Below are 17,885 nucleotides of genomic sequence, written 5' to 3'. Positions count from 1 at the left end.
CTCGTGAACACTTGAATACAGAAGATTATGGTGATTTTTAATGATGTGAAAAGATTTATGCAACGCTAGTGATGCTTACTATATTACCGATAATACCTAATGGTCAAGTCAGAAATGTACTTCAAGTGTTTTTAACAAAATTACAAATTATTTAATTATAAATAAAAAACCGACACCTAGAACGTTCAGGTGTCAGCTAGCGACTTTAAGACTGAAATATTATTTAAATAGATTGATCGTCGTAATAATGATCGGCATAGCGAATACATCGATCAAAAAGGCGCCTACAATCGGAACGACCAGAAACGCTTTTCGTGAAGGACCAAAACGTTGTGTTACCGCAGCCATATTCGCCATTGCATTCGGCGTAGCGCCAAGGCCATGCCCTGTAAAGCCTGCGACCATGACGGCTGCATCATAGTTTTTGCCAAGCAAGCGGAACAACACGAAAATGCCGAACAGGACTATAAAGACGACTTGTACAAACACAATAACCAGCATTGGAAGTGCAAGATCCGCTACTTCCCACAATTTAATACTCATGAGTGCCATAGAAAGGAAAATGCCAAGCGTTACGTCACTAATCAGGTTGATGCTCTTCATGTCGATGGCATCCGGCTTGAATTTATCTACGATGTTGCGTGCGATCACCGCGACAAACATGGCTCCTACATAACCAGGGAGTACAAAGCCTGTAGCCGTCGAGAACAGCTCCCCTAAATACGTCCCCACTGCCATACAGAATGTAATCAGCAATACTACTTCATCGGTCTCAGTCGGTTTTAGGTCGTGTTTGGAAACCAAATATTTGACAGTCGGTCCGCCAACCAAGCCCCCTGCTACGAGACCAAAGGTAGCTGCCGCAATCCCGATCGCCAGCGCAGATTGGATTCCCATATCTTCAAGGGTTTGTCCGAACGCCGTTGCTGCACCGTGTCCACCTTCCATCGAGACAGCCCCTGCCATCATTCCAATCAAAGGAGGATGGCAAATATCAAACCACCAACTACGGGTGCCGGGATACAAAACCTTTGCAGAAATCCCGCTTTTTTGACCAGATATGTGCCCAATACGAGCAAGGCTACAGCAAGAAAAATCGTATTGACTTGATTAAGTGCTAATGTCATAGTTGTCTCCCCCTAGAAATCCCATGATGGCTTCATTCGTCAAGTAAGCACCTAATTTTACGGTTCTTCCATTTTCATCTAGTACCGGATTTACTTCGCATATATCAAAAGAAAGCGTTTTCTTTTGAGCGGTAACAGTGCGGATCAAGGAACGGACGAGCATTGGCGTCAATCCAAAAGGCGACGGAGCACTGACGCCTGGAGCAAAAGCGGCATTCAATACATCTGTGCAAAGCGTGAGCATCACGTGATCATGCTTCTCGATGAATTCGATCAATGCAGAAGTGATGTCATCCGGTGCTTCTGTCATCTCTTCCTCGTATAGATAACGGACACCCAGCTCGTCAGCTTTATCAAACAGTTCCTGTGTATTTCCGAAACGCTGGATGCCAAGCACAAAGTAACGGCTATTTTGATCGTTTTCTAGTATCTGCCTAAACATCGTTCCGGATGAAGGCTGCACTTCGTAAGAACGCAAATCAAAGTGAGCATCAATATTAATGATTCCTAGTGAAGCCTCTTGGCCGATATGCTTTCGGACGCCGAGGTAATGTCCGTACAGCGTTTCATGCCCTCCGCCCAAAATGATCGGGGTCACCGATTTGGCAAGGAGATCCGAGACTGCCTGACCCAGCTCTTCTTGAGCTTCTTCGAGTGCTTCCTTTTCACAACGAATATTCCCCACATCGAGGACACGCTTTCCTTCTGACTGTTTCCAGGGAAGGCTTGCAAGCGCTTGCCTCATAGCGTTCGGAGCTTTAGCTGCACCGAGTCTCCCTTGATTACGTCTCACTCCCTCGTCACATTCAAACCCGATAATGGCACATATTTGCTCCTTGGAAGTCTGCAATTGAGCCAAATCCATCGATTCTACTATCTGATGATAACGAAAGCTGCTTCTTCTTTCCGTATGATCAGTTCGACCGGTCCATACATCAGCTGAAACTTGTGTTGGCAACTTTTTCATCCTTTCTGAACCTTCTGAAGGTGATTTTGTTTTTTGATTATATACTGACAAATTTATTAATTCTAATATATAATTTAAATAAATTAATAGCTTCATGCTATAAATAAAGGTGGGTGATTCTCTTGGACATCAAGCAATTGCATTATTTTGTGACGGTCTCCGATCTGTTGAGCTACTCCAAAGCCGCACAAAAACTGCATATTTCGCAGCCCTCATTAAGCAATGCGATCAAAAATCTGGAACAAGAGATCGGCTCACCGTTACTAGAAAGAAATACCAGAAAGGTCGAACTGACTGACGCTGGTAAAATTTTATACAAGAAATCCGTACTGCTTCTCTCTCAGATGAACATGTTGAAAAAAGAGATGGAAGAGGTAAAGCAGATTGGCAGCGGTGAGCTGATCATTGGCATTATCGAGTCTGTAAAGCATTGGATTCCCAAAGTAATCCGGGAGTATCAGGGGCGTTTTCCTTCCATAAACATCAAGCTGATTGAAGTGCTGAGCGGAAAAGCCGTGAAGGAATCACTCCGAAAGTATCAAACTCACCTGCTCATAACAAACCAGTCCATCCATGAAGACGATATCGAGTCCATCCCTTTATACGATGAAAAATTAATCCTGGTGATGCACAGAGATCACCCACTGGCAAAAAAGGAATCTATTCGAATCGTGGAACTGGAAGGTGAACCCTTCATCATTAGTACGGAAGGGTTTCAGACCAGAGAAGATATTTTACGCGCCTTTTCACTCGAACACGTGACTCCGAGGATCAAATTTGAAATTGAGCGTTTTGAAACGGCTTTGACATTAGTGAGAGAAAATCTGGGAATTACCATCATCCCCGAAAATTATGTGTCTGAATTGACCGATGCTTCCATTGTTCGAAAAACGATTGCTTCCCCTGCATTGGATCGAACCATTTATTTGGCGTATATGAAAAATCGGTATATGGCTCCTGCGGTCCAGACTTTTTTGGAAACGATCCGCCGGAACTTTACTTGAGATCAAGCGACAAGCAGAAAAAGACCCGGAGATTCGCTCCGGAGATTCGCCCTTTGGGTGAGTCTTCTTCTTGGTTCACCCTGCAATACATTCAAATAGGCCTTCGCGTTCCTTTATCTTCTCGTGAGGTGAAGGACATGCATACCATCGAGCTTTATTGGACGCTGCTTACGGATACAGACATTCGTCGTCACAATTCTAACGAAAAAAACGTATACCGCTTCTTCATCTACAAATGTGAGAGGACATACGTGGAACAAAAAACTGGCCATATACAAGTCGTTCCGGGAACATGCCCGTGTGCTGGAAGAAGAGCTACCCATCGAGACGACGGGTCCAGAGTCCATCAACATCATAGACTGTCAGACGAGCGGGATCAAGGAAGTGAAGATCTTCATCGAACACGCTGACATTCGCTATCGCATGGATAAGCTGCTTGCCGGGCAGCTTGTAGGCTGGAGCCGAACACAAATCGTACAGTATATCAAATCGGGGCTTATCCGGTTGAATGACCGGTCCACAAAGCCTGGTACCGCCGTATGTACGAATGACTGCATCCGTATTTTGCTGGATTCTTTGTAGCGAAATGGCCACAAAAAAAACGCCAGACACACGCAAAATCCTGCGTTTATCTGACGTACTCGCAATCTGGCCGCGCAATGCCAAGCCCTTTGCATGTGTATATCTGCTTTGCAGCACTACGCCTGTTTCAACGTACGCGCCAAGAACTCTCTCGTCCGTTCCTGCGTCGGATGATTGAATATCTGATCTGGACTTCCCTCTTCTGCAATGACGCCTTTGTCCATAAACACGACACGATCAGAGACATCCTTCGCAAACTCCATCTCATGCGTAACAATCAGCATGGTGAGACCTGATCCGGCGAGCTCCTTCATGACCTTCAGCACTTCACCGACCATTTCCGGGTCGAGCGCAGACGTTGGTTCATCAAACAGCAGTACATCCGGGTCCATGGACAGCGCCCTGGCAATAGCCACCCGCTGCTTTTGTCCGCCAGATAGCTGTTTCGGTTTGGCGTTGATGTATTTGTCCATCCCGACGACCTGCAAATACTTCATCGCTACCTTCTCTGCCTCTTCCCTGGATCGCTTCAACACTTTTACTTGTCCCACCACGCAGTTATTCAAGACATTGTGGTTATTGAACAGGTTAAACTGCTGAAACACCATACCCAGATGTCTGCGGTAAGCAAAAACATCATGCTTCTCGTCCAAAATGTTATCGCCACGATAGATGATTTGACCGCCACTTGGTTTTTCCAAGAGATTGATGCAGCGAAGAAGGGTAGATTTCCCAGACCCCGAGGATCCGATAATCGTGACGACTTCCCCTTTGTTCACGGAAAAATTGATGTCCCGGAGTACCTGATGGGTTCCATAAGACTTGTTCAAATGCTGAATATCAATGATGGTGTCCATGATCACTCCTCCTTCCCCCATTATCGTGCTTCAAGTTGCTTGTCCGTCATCGTGTAATTCTCTGGTCCATCCAGCTTTCGTTCCAGATAACGAAGTACTCTGGAGACGATCACCGTCATGATTAAGTAAATCGCGCAAGCCACAAAGAACGTTTCAAAATACCGGAAGTTGTTCCCCGAGATCGATTTTGTAGTGAAATACAGCTCCGTTACGGAAATCACGTTCAGTACGGACGTATCCTTGATATTGATGACGAATTGATTCCCCGTTGCTGGCAGGATATTGCGAATGACCTGCGGCAAGACAACGTGAAACATCGTTTGCAGATGGTTCATCCCAATCGCTTGAGCGGCTTCGTATTGGCCTTTATCAACGGAAACAATGCCGCCGCGAACGATCTCTGCCATATAGGCTCCTGTATTGATGGACACGATAAAGACAGCGGCAAACAACCGATCGATATCCATGCCAAAGGCTAAAGCAGAACCATAATAGATCACCATCGCCTGCACGATCATCGGTGTTCCCCGGAAAAATTCAATATAAGTGGAGAATAGGGCATTTATCACTTTCAGACCGATTCGTTTGGCTCCACGTTCCGGAAGTGGAATCGTGCGGATCACCCCAGCCAATAGCCCGATCACTGCCCCCAATATAGTACCGATCAAAGCGATATACAGTGTGGTCCCCGCTCCGCGCAGGAACATGGGCCAGTTTTCAGAAAGTATTCTGACAATCCACTCGAAGCTCATGTTTGTCCTCCATTTCATCTTCCTTTTCTATGCTACTGTCTGCCTGGGAGGCTCTCAGGATCAGTTAAAACCGACTGCACGTGCATGCAGCCGGTTTCTCGACTCTGTTATTGTGCTGCTGGCTGATTCTTGATAGCTTCATCCATAATCTGGGTACGCTCATCTTCAGAGATGCCAGTCAGTGCTTCATTGATTTTTTGAGTCAATTCGCTGCCCTTTTGCACACCTACCGCGATTGCCGTATCATCTTCGGAGGTCTGGAAGCCGTCTTTGAATTCCACCATCACAAAGTTCGGATTCGCTGCTGCCGCACTCACCGCTTCAGGACGCTCAGAAACGTATCCATCAATTACGCCAGATTCCAGAGCAACGCGCATCGCAGGGAAGTTGTCCAGTGCCGGTTGCTGTTCCACACCTTCAATTTGGGGAATCACGGAATAGTGGAAGGTATTTAATTGTGCCGTTACTTTTGCTCCTTTAAAATCTTGGATCGAAGTCGCACCTTCATATTTACTGCCTTTTTTCACAACCATCACGAGGTTGGATTTGTAGTAATTGTCGGAGAAATCAATGGTCTCTTTACGCTCAGCAGTTGGAGACATGCCTGCGATGATGGCATCGATTTTGCCAGAGGTTAAAGCTGGAACCAGACCATCCCATTCTGTTTTCACGATGACCAACTCTTTACCCAAGCTTTCTGCAATTCTCTTCGCGATTTCTACATCGTAGCCACCCGCAAATTCGGAGCTGCCGTCGATTTTTACGGCACCATTGGAATCGTCCATTTGCGTCCAGTTGAATGGCGCATAACCTGCTTCAAGACCTACTTTAAAAGTCGAATCGCTTGCAGCTGCAGGCGCCTCTGCTGGGCTGCTGCTCGAGCTTGTACCGCACCCGGTTAATAGGATCATTGCTGATAGAAAGATAGCGAGAAATGATGATAGTTTTTTCAAGATTGTTCTCTCCTTTTGATTTTTCTGATGATGGTAGGATGACGCTACTAAGATCAACACATTCTTAGAGAAAAACGCAAAAAAGCGACCTGAGAAAGTCTCTGGCCGCACTATTTATATAGTCTTCCCATAAACCTCCCTTTAACCCAAATGAGATAGCTCAACTCAATAAATCGGGGAATTTATTGAGACAGTCCTGCAGCTCTTAACTGCAGACCCAGCAAGTAATACCGAGCATATTACAAGCTTCGGCGACATTTCCTTCTCCCTAGCCTCATCGTTTTCTCGAACTCCACTACGGACTGTTAAATATCGCGCCTCTACCTCACTGTAGAAAGTGAGGTCTTATTAAATTTGTTTATCAGTATACTATCTATCGGGAGAACCGTCAATAACGGAAGGTTTTGGAAAGCATATTCACAAGAAAAACATTTTACGAAACATACAATATGTATGAGGTTTCTTCGAAAAGAGTACAAACACACGGATTCTTTCGTTATAATAAAATGGTAGAATAATCTGAAAACGAAAGGAGGTACCCTCCACTCCATGTCCGACCAACTATCCCGTTTTCCTTACCCCTTCAATAGCGATACGTATCGCTACTCCAACAATTCGGTGCTTCTCGATCCACCGATTGCCATCGAGGTTACGCCGGAATACCTGGAGGAAATGACACTCAAGCGGTCGCTGCTAGCCAATCATCCCAACCGCTGCTATCAGTCACTCCCCCATACGATACCTGCACAATGGGAAATCGCAAGCCTTGTGCTGCATCATCTGCATGAAACCTATCCGGAGGACTTTTCCTTAACGAAAGAGGGAAATTCCTGGACGTTTTCCAACCACAAGCTCAATGAAACGCAGCAATTCGTCTTCGGAGATGTTTCGACGCTTCCCTGGGAGCCACTCGATTTCGTTGGCCGCCATGTGCAGGAGGATTTGATTCTGATGGGACAGCGAGACGGTGATTTATTTCTGGATGCAGGCCAGCTTTGTTTTCCAGCCAACTGGTCGCTCGAATTCAATCTGGGGATGAATTTCGTAGAGATTCACAGTCCGATTCCTGGATTCGCAAATGGGAACCTAGATGAGAAAATTCGCAACTTTATCATGAAGCTGGAGGTTGGCCAACCCTGGGTCCGAAGAAACTGGTCGCTTAATGCAGGCAAAAGGCTGGATGCTTCCCTCGAAACCTTTCACCAGTGGGGACAAATGCGCAAACAGGTCACAGCAGAAAATGCCGGAGAGACGGTGTACTTGCGTGTAGAGGTACAAAAGCTCTTCCGTTTGCCACGAAGCCACGCTGTTCTCTTTACGATCCACAGCTACTTGATCACCTTACATGAACTGGCTCAAAACCGGGCCTATCTGGAACAGCTGTACCATGTTCTGGTAGAGCTGCCCGCGTTTATTGCAGAATATAAAGGGATGAAGCTGTACAAGCAACAAGTCATTCAGTATTTGGAATATGAGCTGCAAAAAGAGAGGGGGTAAAGCATGCAAAAACAGCGATACCTGCTCTTGATGGATGAGACAGGTGAGTCTGCTTCTCATGATCTCAGAAACGAGCTTGCGGCAAGCAGCCTCCCAGTGGAAGTTCATCCTGTCACGTTGGAAAGCTTGCACCAGCCTGAATTGTCCGCACTGCTCTCCAGCCAATGGATCGGTACCTACCTCTATCTGCTTGTCTCATGGCCTCTTTTGGAGCCCTTGAGGCAACTGGCAGAGGACGCCGGATTTTCCGAACAAGAGATGGAATGTCACGGTTTCGGGCCGCACACCAGGCAGGTTTTTTGCTCTGCCTGTCAAAAGATGAACCAAACGGAAGACGAGACGGTCATTTCGTGCCATTTTTGCGGAGAGGAGCTAAGCGTGTCCGAGCATTATTCCAAGCGCTTGCAAGCATTCCTTGGTTACACCTCCATTCGATAATTCCACTTACCGTACCAATTGGCTCATTCCCCCTTTGGGAGCGTACTTCGAAATCAGATAGAATGGGATGGCTGTCATGCAACCGAAAATCCACGTGTTCGTCAAACAAATCATTCAAGAAACGCCTTCCGTGAAGCGATTTGTTCTCGTCTCCAAAGAAGATGCAGACTTGCCTGCCTTCAGTGCGGGCTCTCATATATCCACCTATTTGAATTCGGCTGCGGGAACTTTGGAACGACATTACTCCTTGGTCCAGGCACCCGCCATTACGGATCATTATGAGATCGCGGTTCAACTCCATGCACAATCGCGAGGCGGCTCTGCTTACTGGCATCATCAGGTCTCAGAGGGGACCGAGCTTTACATCAGCTATCCCAAAAATCATTTCCCGCTCAGCTTCCGTGCGAAGCATCACGTTTTTTATGCAGCAGGGATCGGCATTACCCCCTTCCTGTCGATGATGGCGGAGCTGGTCGCCCAGGGACGGAGCTTTGAGCTGCATTATGCAGCCAAGTCCCGGGAGATGTGCGCCTTTTATGAAACCTTGCAGAAAACCTATAGAGATTCCTGTCACTTATACCTTTCTGCTGACCCGGATTCATCACCGATGAAACCAGATGGTATGCGCCAGCAGCGAGTAGGTACGCACGTCTATTTTTGCGGCCCTGAGACCATGGTGAATCAGTTTCAGGAAGCAGCGAGGAGCTATGGGTACCCTCAGCAAAACATTCACTTTGAATTATTTGCGCCACCCGCCCCCATGCTGCGTGAACCCTTTCTCGTGGAGCTTTGGCAAAGCAAGCGGACGATTTCGGTTGGACGCGACCAAAGCCTGCTAGCGGCACTGCTTGCCGCAGGCATCAAATCTCCTTACTCCTGCCGTGTCGGTCGATGCGGCACCTGCGCCGTGGAAGTCTTGTCTGGCGAGGTCGCTCATTATGACTCGGTCTTATCGGAGAAAGAGCGAGCGGCGCAGGATGTGATGATGACGTGTGTCTCTCGCGCCGTACATAATAAGCTGGTTCTGAGCCTGTAGGAGCCTGTCCTAAAAAAACGCCCACTTCTGGTATATTGGCAAGTGTGACCTAGCCATCTACCGAAGTGGAGCGTTTTTCTCTTATTTGATCATCCGCAAAAACGATTTCAAGCGCTCGCTTTTGGGATTGACCAAGACCTCTTGTGGATTTCCTTGTTCCTCGATGAGCCCATTATGCATAAAAATCACCCGATCGGCTACTTCGCGAGCAAACTGCATCTCGTGGGTCACTACAACCATCGTCATCCCTTCCTTGGCCAACTGCTTCATGACCTGGAGCACTTCGCCCACCAACTCCGGGTCAAGTGCCGAGGTCGGCTCGTCGAACAACATGATTTTTGGATTCATGGCAAGCGCTCTTGCAATCGCGACGCGTTGTTGTTGACCCCCTGACAGCTTTCGCGGATACACATCTTGCTTATCTGACAACCCTACTTTCTCCAACAGGTTGACCGCAATCTTCCTTGCCTCGTCTTTGGTCACTTTGTTTACCTGAATAGGCGCTTCCATCACATTCTCCAGAACAGTCATATGGGGAAAGAGATTGAACTGCTGAAAGACCATCCCCACTTCACGCCGAATTTGGCTCACATGTTTCAAGGACTCATTTAGTGGAATGCCATCGATGGTAATGGCGCCACCACTGATCGTTTCCAATCGGTTCAAGCAACGAAGCAGCGTGCTTTTACCTGAACCGCTGGCGCCAATCAACGAGACTACTTCGCCTCGATTGACGATGAGATCAATTCCTTTTAACACTTCCAGGTTACCAAAGCTTTTGTGAAGATCTTTCACCACAATGATTGACTGATTATTGTCACGCTTTGCTTCTACGGCACGGTTGCTCATTGTTTTCGCTTCCTCCTAACGCTCGCTTTGCGACATGCGGAATTCTAACTTTTTCAGGAAATAAGAAAGAAATGTCGTCATGAGCAAATACAGAGCTGCTGCCGTGATATAAAATTCAATAAACGCATAGTTGGTCGCTGCAAAACGTTGAGACACCATCATCAACTCAGACACCGTGACAAGAGAGGCAATCGATGAATCCTTTAACATAGATATCGCTTGGTTGCCCAAGGCTGGAATGCTGACTCGAAACGCCTGAGGCAAGACAATCCTGCGCATGATGGTGGTATAGGTCATCCCAAGCGACTCGGCTGCTTCCGTCTGACCTTTCGGAACGGACATGATGCCACCGCGATATATTTCCGCGATATACGCACCTGCATTCACTCCCAACGCGATGACAGAGGATGAGAATGCACCCAATTCAATTCCAACCTGAGGCAATCCGTAGTAGACCAGAAAGATTTGTACAAGAATGGGTGTTCCGCGAATCACCCAGATGTAGAAATCCGCCAACCACATGAGCGGCTTGATATTCGATATTTTCATCAATGCTGCTATGAGCCCAAGAATTAAACCTAATACGATCGCAAAGAGGGATAGCTCTATCGTCACCACTGATGCTTCAAGCAGAAATCCAATAAAATCGGAGACCAGGGAAAAATCAAGCATGCAGGTACAATCCTTTCCTACCGGATATCGTTACCGAACCAGGTTTTGCTGATTTTTTCATAGGTTCCATCACTTTGAATTTCTTCCAGTGCTTTGTTTAATGCATCTTTCAGCGCGTTATTTTCTTTACGCAACGTGAACGCTGCTTCTTCTTCATATAGCAGTCCACCTATTGCCTTAAAGGGGTAACTCTTTTCCTTGATAACGGATGAACCTACTGCCTTATCTGTAATGACACCCTGAATGCGGTTATTCACCAAATCTTGGAAGGTTAGCATGTCATTTTTGTAAGTGACTAAGTCTACCTTTAATTCTTTTGCTTTTGATTCAAATGTGGTACCGATCGAGGCACCGATTTTTAATCCTTCGATTTTGGTCGGATCCGTGATAGGAGAATCGTTTGGAACGAATAATTGCGCACCTGTATGGTAGTAAGGTTTGGAGAAATCCACCTTTTGCATGCGTTCTTCTGTAATCCCCATGCTGGAGACAATGGTGTCGTATTTCTCTGATAATAAGCCTGCGATGATGGCATCCCACGGTGTAACAACAAAGTTTACTTTGACACCCAGCTTGTCACCGATCGCATTGGCGATGTCTACGTCAAAGCCAACAAGCTCGTTTTTATCGTTGTAATAGTTGAACGGTGGGTATGCGCCTTCAATCCCGACGTTGATCACCCCGGCTGATTTTATGCGGTCAAGCGATTGGTCGCCCGATTGTCCAGTCTGACTGACCGTTTTAGAACTACAGGCAGTAAGAATCATTAGAGCCAAAGATAGAATGATTAAAAAAAGATTACGCTGATTGATCATGTGCTTTCCCCCTTATCTACTGGTAAAAAAGGACTGACAAACTTGTGCGTGAACCTAGATCATTCCTAACTTGAGATACATGCATAGGGATAACATTAAAAATCAGAATATTATTTCCATTTATATCATTCTATCATTTGTTTTCCGATTTTTCCAAATATTTGTGTGTGTTCATTGATAAAAAAAAGGCTGTGAACCCTTGGGGCAACAGTATTCGTTTCACCCCAGTAAGAAAGATCGTTCAAATAACTTATTAACTATCCCGCTCAACTTGGCTTCGTCTTTTTCCCCGTTTAATGTCGCCATAACCAACGAAAAAGCTGAGAGCAGAATGATTTGTTCCGGTACCGGATCTCCTTAACTGAATACACTAACCTTTGATAACGTAACATATCCGTTTCATCAACAATATAATATGCCTAAAACAATCTAAAGAGGTGAGCCGATGGCCGTCGTAAAAGCCAGGAGCAGTGATATTGACATGTTGGCAAGGTTGCTTCGAGCCGAAGCTGAAGGTGAAGGTGAAATGGGAATGCTCCTTGTTGGAAATGTTGGAATTAACCGAATAAGAGCGAATTGCTCCGATTTTAAAGGAATCCGGACAATTCCCCAAATGATCAACCAGCCGCATGCGTTTGAAGCTTTGCAGCATGGTATATACTACCAAAGGGCTAGAGATAGAGAACGACGTCTGGCGCGACGGGCCGTGAATGGGGAACGGTATTGGCCGGCCAAATTCTCCCTCTGGTATTTTCGTCCGGGAACGGCCGCAGCTCCCCAGCCATGTCCGCCGACCTGGTATAATCAGCCGCACGTAGGACGATACAAGCTTCACTGTTTTTATGAGCCGACCGCGAAAGAATGTGAAAATATATATAATACTTTTTAATTCTATGGACGAAAAACAGCCCAATCATTACACTGCCCCTAACGAAAAAAGGGGGAATCATCAATGATGTAGATTTGGATGAGGAGGCTATCATATGAAGTGCACCCCAATGTTAGGCAAGACTAACAATTGGGGTGCAGTTTTTTAACGTATAGGAAAATAGAAACTTCAAAGAGCAACACGTCGCGATACTTCCTACTACCCGCCAAAATTTAGACCCTTAGCGAGCCGCGGAACCCTCTAGCGGCATAGTAGGATTCAGCTCCATTGTGGTATACGAAGACAGTGTCGTAGCGACGATCACAAAAGATCGCCCCGCCGAGTTTTCGAATACTAGCAGGTGTTTTCACCCAGCTCGAAGTTTTCAAATCGAAATTTCCAAGCTTCTGTAGCTCCCGGTATTGTTCTTCTGTTAACAGCTCAATACCTATGGCAGCTGCCATTTCAATCGCATTATTCTGTGGTTTATGTTCTTTCCTTGACTCCAGCGCTTCACGATCGTAGCAAACACTTCTACGCCCTTTGGGACTTTCCGCTGAGCAATCGTAAAAAATGTACTCGCCTGTCTGAACGTCATAATCAACTACATCCGGTTCACCGCCCGTTCTCTCCATTTCATGGAGCGACCACAGTTTTTCGGTATGCGCTTCGAGCTTTGCTTGGATGTTTGCCCATTCAAGACCTTGATGGCGATTCATGTTTTTCTCAAAACGGGCTTTCAATGTTTGGAGTAGTTCTTCACGTTGCTCCGGCAATAACTCCTTTATAGAGTTGCTATCACTCTTTGGCATGTTCCTTTCTCCTTTCGAGTTTGTAATTACCTAGTGATCCACATGGGTAGCATAAGTAAAATTGACATGGAACGCGCTAAAACGTTTTATTGAGAAGTATTTGGGTGGGCATTTGAGGATTGGAGCGATTATGCTGGTATGCCCTATTTTGGAGCTGTTACCGGTAATGCAAACGAGCCTGGAATTAACGGAGCTTTGATGCAACGTCAGGGTGCTTCCCCAGAAACTGGCCAGGCTTTGAATGGCTATGCCTGTACAATGGGAGTGGCAGATTACGATTCAACCGAAGCAAAAATCCTAAAAAATGGAGGCAAGGTCGCCCATCCAAAGCATGCTCTGCCTGGAATGGCGTGGCAAGGATATTATATGGATACCGAAGGCAATATTTTTGGTATTCATCAGCCAGATGTGAACGCGAAATAGAATCCTTTAAAATATGTACTACAAATCGTCATTCTATGTTTGAAGAAAGAGAGTACTTCTAAAAGCGGTACTCTCTTTCATTTAGTAAAGACTAGTATGCGTTGAACCATTCATTCGAATGTACTACTCCGAACTGCAATTGAATTACTTGACTTCTAATTGTTCCTTCATTTGAACTCTACTGTCACAATCTGCAATATAATTATTTAATACCGCAGTCAATTCGTTAACCATTTTTGCTTATTGCTAACCGACCCTTTAGCACTCTATCCATAGGCTGAAGAAATTACGAACCCTGGCTTCATGTGATCCTCTAACGATTACGAAACCAAAAAGACTCTTTCGCGTATAAAAGTGTATGAACATGATCCTGCGAATTTGATGCGGCATGAATTTAAATTCGTTCCCGTCCTTGGAGAAATGCTCTTTCAGAATATTTAACGAAAATATACAGTTTTGAGGTAATCTATCCTATGAATGGTAAATTTACAGAGAATGAGGCATTTACAGAGCATGCCGACTCGTGGTACCGGCTGGCCGAGCAGAAGGCAGCTCAGTATTTTGCATCGCTGTATGAGCAGGTTATGGAAAAGACCTATGTGCCTACTCTAACAAAGGATATTCAATTGTGGCAGAGTAACCACATTCATCATAAATCATGGCTTTCCTTTTTTTCACGGGTAAAAAGAAAACCGGATACACAGGATTATTATAGATACCTCGACTGGCTGAATGTTACCGGTCAATTGGATGATTACCTTGATCGAAGCGTGTCCTATATTTTTATGAGGGATTTGGGTAAAGCTCTGGATTCCCCAGTAACACAGAAAAGGATTCGGCGCCTAGTTACCGACATCAAAAATTACTTGATTCAATCCACCGCTACCAAACGGGGAGACCAACCCGACTATTTGAGTCTGGCCGGTTTTTATCGGTGGGCCCAGAAGGAGGGCGTAGAAAACGCAGCGATTTGGTTGATAGAAAAACTAAAGGCTGTATCCTCCCATATTCCGGACGATATGAACGCAGAGCACGCCCAGCGCAAACTGATCAAAATCATTGGCGGGGTTATTCTGCATGCGATAGAAGAGATGGGCGATGAGATATTGCCTGTGGAACGTACGAGGAGACTCGATGAAGCTATCAGGCTAGGTTACTCCTATGGTCTGACCTATCCTTTTATTGACGATCTTCTCGATTCCGAGATCTTAAATGATCAAGAGAAAGAAAAGTATTCTCGTATGATACGCACCGCGCTTCTGACCGGATCTGTGCCGGAATTGGGAGAGTGGAACGGAGATAACAGGGATTTGATTCATTATATACACTCGGAGCTCCGGGAAGCCTTTGAGTATATGAAGTGCCAACAGCGATCGGATACGCAGCAGCCCTTTTTCGAGCAGTCGTATGTGTTTTTTCATTCCCAGCATCTGGACCGAATAAAGGACCTTTCGAATGCGAATTACACCAACGAAGAACTTTATTTACCCGTTATCTTAAAATCCTCTTCTGCCCGCTTGATAGTCCGTTCCGTCATTAGCGCTCCTGTAGATGAGGGATTTGATCATCGAGTATTTTATTATGGCATCTACAACCAGCTGGCAGATGATTTTGCGGATATTTTTGACGATATGAGAGATGGGGCGGTAACCCCCTATACCTATTATTTAAAATACCGGGATCAGCGTTCGGATTTGATCAATCCTTTTGAATTGTATTGGGCAGTCATCTCCCATCTGATCCATCATGTGTATCACTCCGATGCCAAAACGCTTGAGGTGATACTGGATCGTGCCATCAACGGTTTAAAACGTTGCAAACAACGCATCGGAATTGAAAAGTATAACGAATTGATGGAGGTATTTGCTCCTGGTGATCCGGAATTCAATCGTCTCATCCAGCTAATGGTTAGAGAAGCGGACAATGTGGACTTTTTTGATAAACTGCTTAGGGATCAGATGGTGACCGCTCTAAAAAACAAGCGGAAAGAAAAAGAGTATTTTATCGAGACAGTCAATACGGTCCGCGAACAGATCAACAACCAATTGCAGATTGCCAAACATGACGGAATTCCCCCGATGAAGGATTCGCTGATCGATGTTGCAAATTACAGTCTCGAAGGAGATGGCAAACGACTACGGCCCATCATGGCTTGGGTCATGGGCGTTAACGAATACGGATTGCCATTTCCGGAGATCGTACCACTTCTAAGATCATTGGAATATATGCATACCGCATCTTTGATCTTCGACGATCTCCCATCGCAAGATAATTCGTCTACCCGTAGAGGGCGTCCAACCTTGCATATGGTTCATAATTCCTCTACTGCGGAATTAACAGGTTTGTTTATGTTCATGAAGTCGGTTGAAGAACAATCGTCTCTAAACGGATTCGATGCAAAAGCCGTACTTGCCATGATGCAGTATTCGTCCCAAAAAGCGGGAGAGATGTGTATGGGGCAAGCGATGGATTTGCAATCCAAAGGTCAAGAATTAACACTGGAGCAATTGAAACGGATATGCTACTACAAAACCGGAATTGCATTTGAGGCTTCTCTCGTTATGCCTGCCATTCTTGCTCAGGCTGAGGCGACGGAAATTGCTGCTTTAAAGAAATATGCCTATCATGCGGGGATTGTATTTCAGATTAAGGATGATTTGCTTGATGTGGAAGGAGATCGGCTTTTACTCGGTAAACCCACTCTCCAGGATGTTGAAAACAACAGCTCTACTTTTGTAACAGTTCTTGGTCAGAAGGATGCCAGGAAAGAGATGTGGGAGCACTACTGCTGCGCGATGGAAGCGTTGAAGGAGATGTCTTTAAAAACCCCATTTCTGAAGCATTTATTGGACTATATTGTTAATCGGGACAGGTAATAAGAGAGCTCCAACAAGTTTTTGAAGCTGAAATGGATGATCACTTAGGCTACAGCAAACATAGTTCCGACGGTGACCATACTGGAAATAGTCGAAATGGCGAGTATGTAATTAATTTCGTGTAAATGGTAATAACTGCTAATGAAGTACTTGACCATTTATGCAAGATGCAAAGACCAGATTGGCCCAAGAAGTGGCGAAAGACTGTAAGACTGTAGAGGACGTTCACACTCTACTGAAAGACCTGTTTAAAAGAACGCTTCAAGAGGTTCTCGAAGCTGAAATGTCCGAACATCTCGGCTATGATAAACACAGTGTAGAAGGAAATCGTTCTGGTAATAGTCGTAACGGCTATAGTAAAAAGACGATTAAAACAGGCCTCGGCGAAACAGAGATCGTTGTGCCACGGGATCGAAATGGTGAATTTGAGCCACAGATTATCAAAAAATATGAGCGTTCTTCGAACGAGATTGAAGATCAAATCATTGCCATGTACGCGAAAGGCATCTCTACTCGGGATATTGAAGCTCACATGAAAGATATCTACGGAATTGATGTATCGGCTAGCTTGGTGAGCAAAGTGACCGATCGGGTTCTTCCTCTTGTGACGGAATGGCAATCTCGTCCTTTAGAACGTATTTACCCTATTGTTTTTCTGGATGCGATTCATTTTAAAGTACGGAAGGATCATCGGATTGTGAATAAGGCAGCGTACAGTGTAATTGGCATTAATACGCATGGATACAAGGATGTATTAGGTATTTGGATTGGCGAAAATGAAAGTGCCAGCTTTTGGATTGGTGTATGTAACGATCTGCAAAACCGTGGTGTAGAAGACATTTTCATTGCTTGTAAAGATGGGCTAACTGGCTTTTCTGAAGCCATTCAAGCCGTTTTTCCTCAAACCTCGATTCAGTTGTGTGTCATTCATCAGATACGAAACTCGATGAAATACGTGAATTATAAAGATCAGAAGGCGATGATGTTTGATTTAAAACAAGTCTATCAAGCTTCCACCATGGAAGAGGCAGAATTGGCACTCCACCTGGTAAAAGAAACGTGGGGACGTAAGTACCCAATTGTGATTCGTTCCTGGGAAAACAACTGGTTAGAACTGAGTACATATTTCTGCTATCCACGAGAAATTCGTCGTCTGATTTATACCACAAACATTGTGGAAGCTTATCATCGTCAATTAAGAAAAATAACGAAAACAAAAACGGCATACCCTACCGACGATGCTTTGCGGAAGATTATATATTTAGCTACGGTGGACATTACTAACTCAACTTTCGCAGAGCGAAAATGAGCGTTTTTCCTTGGTACAGCAAGTCTAAAACCAATTTTAGAGTACTCC

The 17,885-nt window shown here is 45.3% G+C and carries 15 protein-coding genes, 3 pseudogenes and 1 riboswitch; of the genes and pseudogenes, 9 read left to right on the top strand and 9 right to left on the bottom strand.

Annotated elements, in window-relative coordinates; genetic code table 11:
- Positions 1 to 219 precede the first annotated feature (219 nt).
- Positions 220 to 1,127: pseudogene (locus tag JZI27_RS23080) on the bottom strand (sodium/glutamate symporter).
- The gene (gene hutG / locus JZI27_RS23075) at positions 1,111 to 2,094 is read right to left on the bottom strand and encodes a formimidoylglutamase (protein ID WP_280209488.1); all 984 of its coding nucleotides are present in this window, start codon (positions 2,092 to 2,094) and stop codon (positions 1,111 to 1,113) included. The pseudogene JZI27_RS23080 and the gene hutG overlap by 17 nt, the downstream one beginning before the upstream one ends.
- A 122-nt stretch (positions 2,095 to 2,216) precedes the next feature.
- On the opposite strand from hutG, the gene JZI27_RS23070 reads away from it, so the two are divergent.
- Positions 2,217 to 3,098: a LysR family transcriptional regulator gene (locus tag JZI27_RS23070; RefSeq protein WP_280209487.1), complete on the top strand. Its 882-nt coding sequence runs from the start codon at positions 2,217 to 2,219 to the stop codon at positions 3,096 to 3,098.
- Positions 3,099 to 3,398: 300 nt separating this feature from the next.
- Positions 3,399 to 3,680 carry a S4 domain-containing protein gene (locus JZI27_RS23065; protein WP_122909079.1) on the top strand — a complete coding sequence of 94 codons (282 nt, stop codon included), beginning with the start codon at positions 3,399 to 3,401 and terminating at the stop codon, positions 3,678 to 3,680.
- A gap of 116 nt (positions 3,681 to 3,796) precedes the next feature.
- Here JZI27_RS23065 and JZI27_RS23060 read toward each other — a convergent pair whose 3' ends face one another.
- The 3 genes from JZI27_RS23060 to JZI27_RS23050 form a co-directional block, all read right to left on the bottom strand.
- On the bottom strand, positions 3,797 to 4,537 hold the full coding sequence (locus tag JZI27_RS23060; RefSeq protein WP_280209486.1) for an amino acid ABC transporter ATP-binding protein: 741 nt from the start codon (positions 4,535 to 4,537) through the stop codon (positions 3,797 to 3,799).
- A 20-nt stretch (positions 4,538 to 4,557) separates the two neighbouring features.
- The gene (locus JZI27_RS23055) at positions 4,558 to 5,289 is read right to left on the bottom strand and encodes an amino acid ABC transporter permease (RefSeq protein ID WP_122909077.1); all 732 of its coding nucleotides are present in this window, start codon (positions 5,287 to 5,289) and stop codon (positions 4,558 to 4,560) included.
- A 107-nt stretch (positions 5,290 to 5,396) separates the two neighbouring features.
- On the bottom strand, positions 5,397 to 6,242 hold the full coding sequence (locus tag JZI27_RS23050; protein ID WP_280209484.1) for a transporter substrate-binding domain-containing protein: 846 nt from the start codon (positions 6,240 to 6,242) through the stop codon (positions 5,397 to 5,399).
- Between the two features lie 148 nt (positions 6,243 to 6,390).
- Positions 6,391 to 6,573: riboswitch (Lysine riboswitch) on the bottom strand.
- 218 nt (positions 6,574 to 6,791) lie between these two features.
- Between JZI27_RS23050 and JZI27_RS23045 the strand changes: the two genes are divergently transcribed.
- From JZI27_RS23045 to JZI27_RS23035, 3 genes are all read left to right on the top strand, one after another.
- On the top strand, positions 6,792 to 7,739 hold the full coding sequence (locus tag JZI27_RS23045; protein WP_122909076.1) for a heme-dependent oxidative N-demethylase family protein: 948 nt from the start codon (positions 6,792 to 6,794) through the stop codon (positions 7,737 to 7,739).
- Between the two features lie 3 nt (positions 7,740 to 7,742).
- Positions 7,743 to 8,177: a dimethylamine monooxygenase subunit DmmA family protein gene (locus JZI27_RS23040; RefSeq protein WP_251244857.1), complete on the top strand. Its 435-nt coding sequence runs from the start codon at positions 7,743 to 7,745 to the stop codon at positions 8,175 to 8,177.
- A 76-nt stretch (positions 8,178 to 8,253) separates the two neighbouring features.
- Entirely contained in the window at positions 8,254 to 9,213 is a 960-nt protein-coding gene (locus JZI27_RS23035; RefSeq protein ID WP_280209480.1) for a PDR/VanB family oxidoreductase, read from the top strand.
- A gap of 81 nt (positions 9,214 to 9,294) precedes the next feature.
- Here JZI27_RS23035 and JZI27_RS23030 read toward each other — a convergent pair whose 3' ends face one another.
- Genes JZI27_RS23030 through JZI27_RS23020 form a run of 3 tightly spaced genes read right to left on the bottom strand, consistent with a single transcriptional unit; the run spans position 9,295 to position 11,549 of the window.
- On the bottom strand, positions 9,295 to 10,062 hold the full coding sequence (locus JZI27_RS23030; RefSeq protein WP_276531920.1) for an amino acid ABC transporter ATP-binding protein: 768 nt from the start codon (positions 10,060 to 10,062) through the stop codon (positions 9,295 to 9,297).
- Between the two features lie 15 nt (positions 10,063 to 10,077).
- Entirely contained in the window at positions 10,078 to 10,734 is a 657-nt protein-coding gene (locus JZI27_RS23025) for an amino acid ABC transporter permease (protein ID WP_122909072.1), read from the bottom strand.
- Positions 10,735 to 10,751: 17 nt separating this feature from the next.
- Entirely contained in the window at positions 10,752 to 11,549 is a 798-nt protein-coding gene (locus JZI27_RS23020) for a transporter substrate-binding domain-containing protein (protein ID WP_122909071.1), read from the bottom strand.
- 445 nt (positions 11,550 to 11,994) lie between these two features.
- On the opposite strand from JZI27_RS23020, the gene JZI27_RS23015 reads away from it, so the two are divergent.
- Entirely contained in the window at positions 11,995 to 12,438 is a 444-nt protein-coding gene (locus tag JZI27_RS23015) for a cell wall hydrolase (protein WP_280209473.1), read from the top strand.
- 212 nt (positions 12,439 to 12,650) lie between these two features.
- Here JZI27_RS23015 and JZI27_RS23010 read toward each other — a convergent pair whose 3' ends face one another.
- A complete protein-coding gene (locus JZI27_RS23010) occupies positions 12,651 to 13,229 on the bottom strand; it encodes a DUF4256 domain-containing protein (RefSeq protein ID WP_280209471.1) in 579 nt (192 codons plus the stop codon).
- Positions 13,230 to 13,271: 42 nt separating this feature from the next.
- Between JZI27_RS23010 and JZI27_RS23005 the strand changes: the two are divergent.
- From JZI27_RS23005 to JZI27_RS22995, 3 genes and pseudogenes are all read left to right on the top strand, one after another.
- Positions 13,272 to 13,652 (top strand): annotated as a pseudogene (locus JZI27_RS23005) (VOC family protein).
- A gap of 473 nt (positions 13,653 to 14,125) precedes the next feature.
- Positions 14,126 to 16,528, top strand: coding sequence for a polyprenyl synthetase family protein (locus tag JZI27_RS23000; RefSeq protein WP_280209469.1), 2,403 nt, complete (start codon positions 14,126 to 14,128; stop codon positions 16,526 to 16,528).
- Positions 16,529 to 16,688: 160 nt separating this feature from the next.
- Positions 16,689 to 17,804, top strand: a pseudogene (locus tag JZI27_RS22995) (IS256 family transposase); the annotation flags it as partial.
- Positions 17,805 to 17,885 lie beyond the last annotated feature (81 nt).

The organism is Brevibacillus sp. AY1, from assembly GCF_029870785.1.
Classification (GTDB): Bacteria; Bacillota; Bacilli; order Brevibacillales; family Brevibacillaceae; genus Brevibacillus; species Brevibacillus invocatus.
Note: the sequence above shows the minus strand (reverse complement) of the source record. Positions and strands in the feature narration are given on the sequence as shown.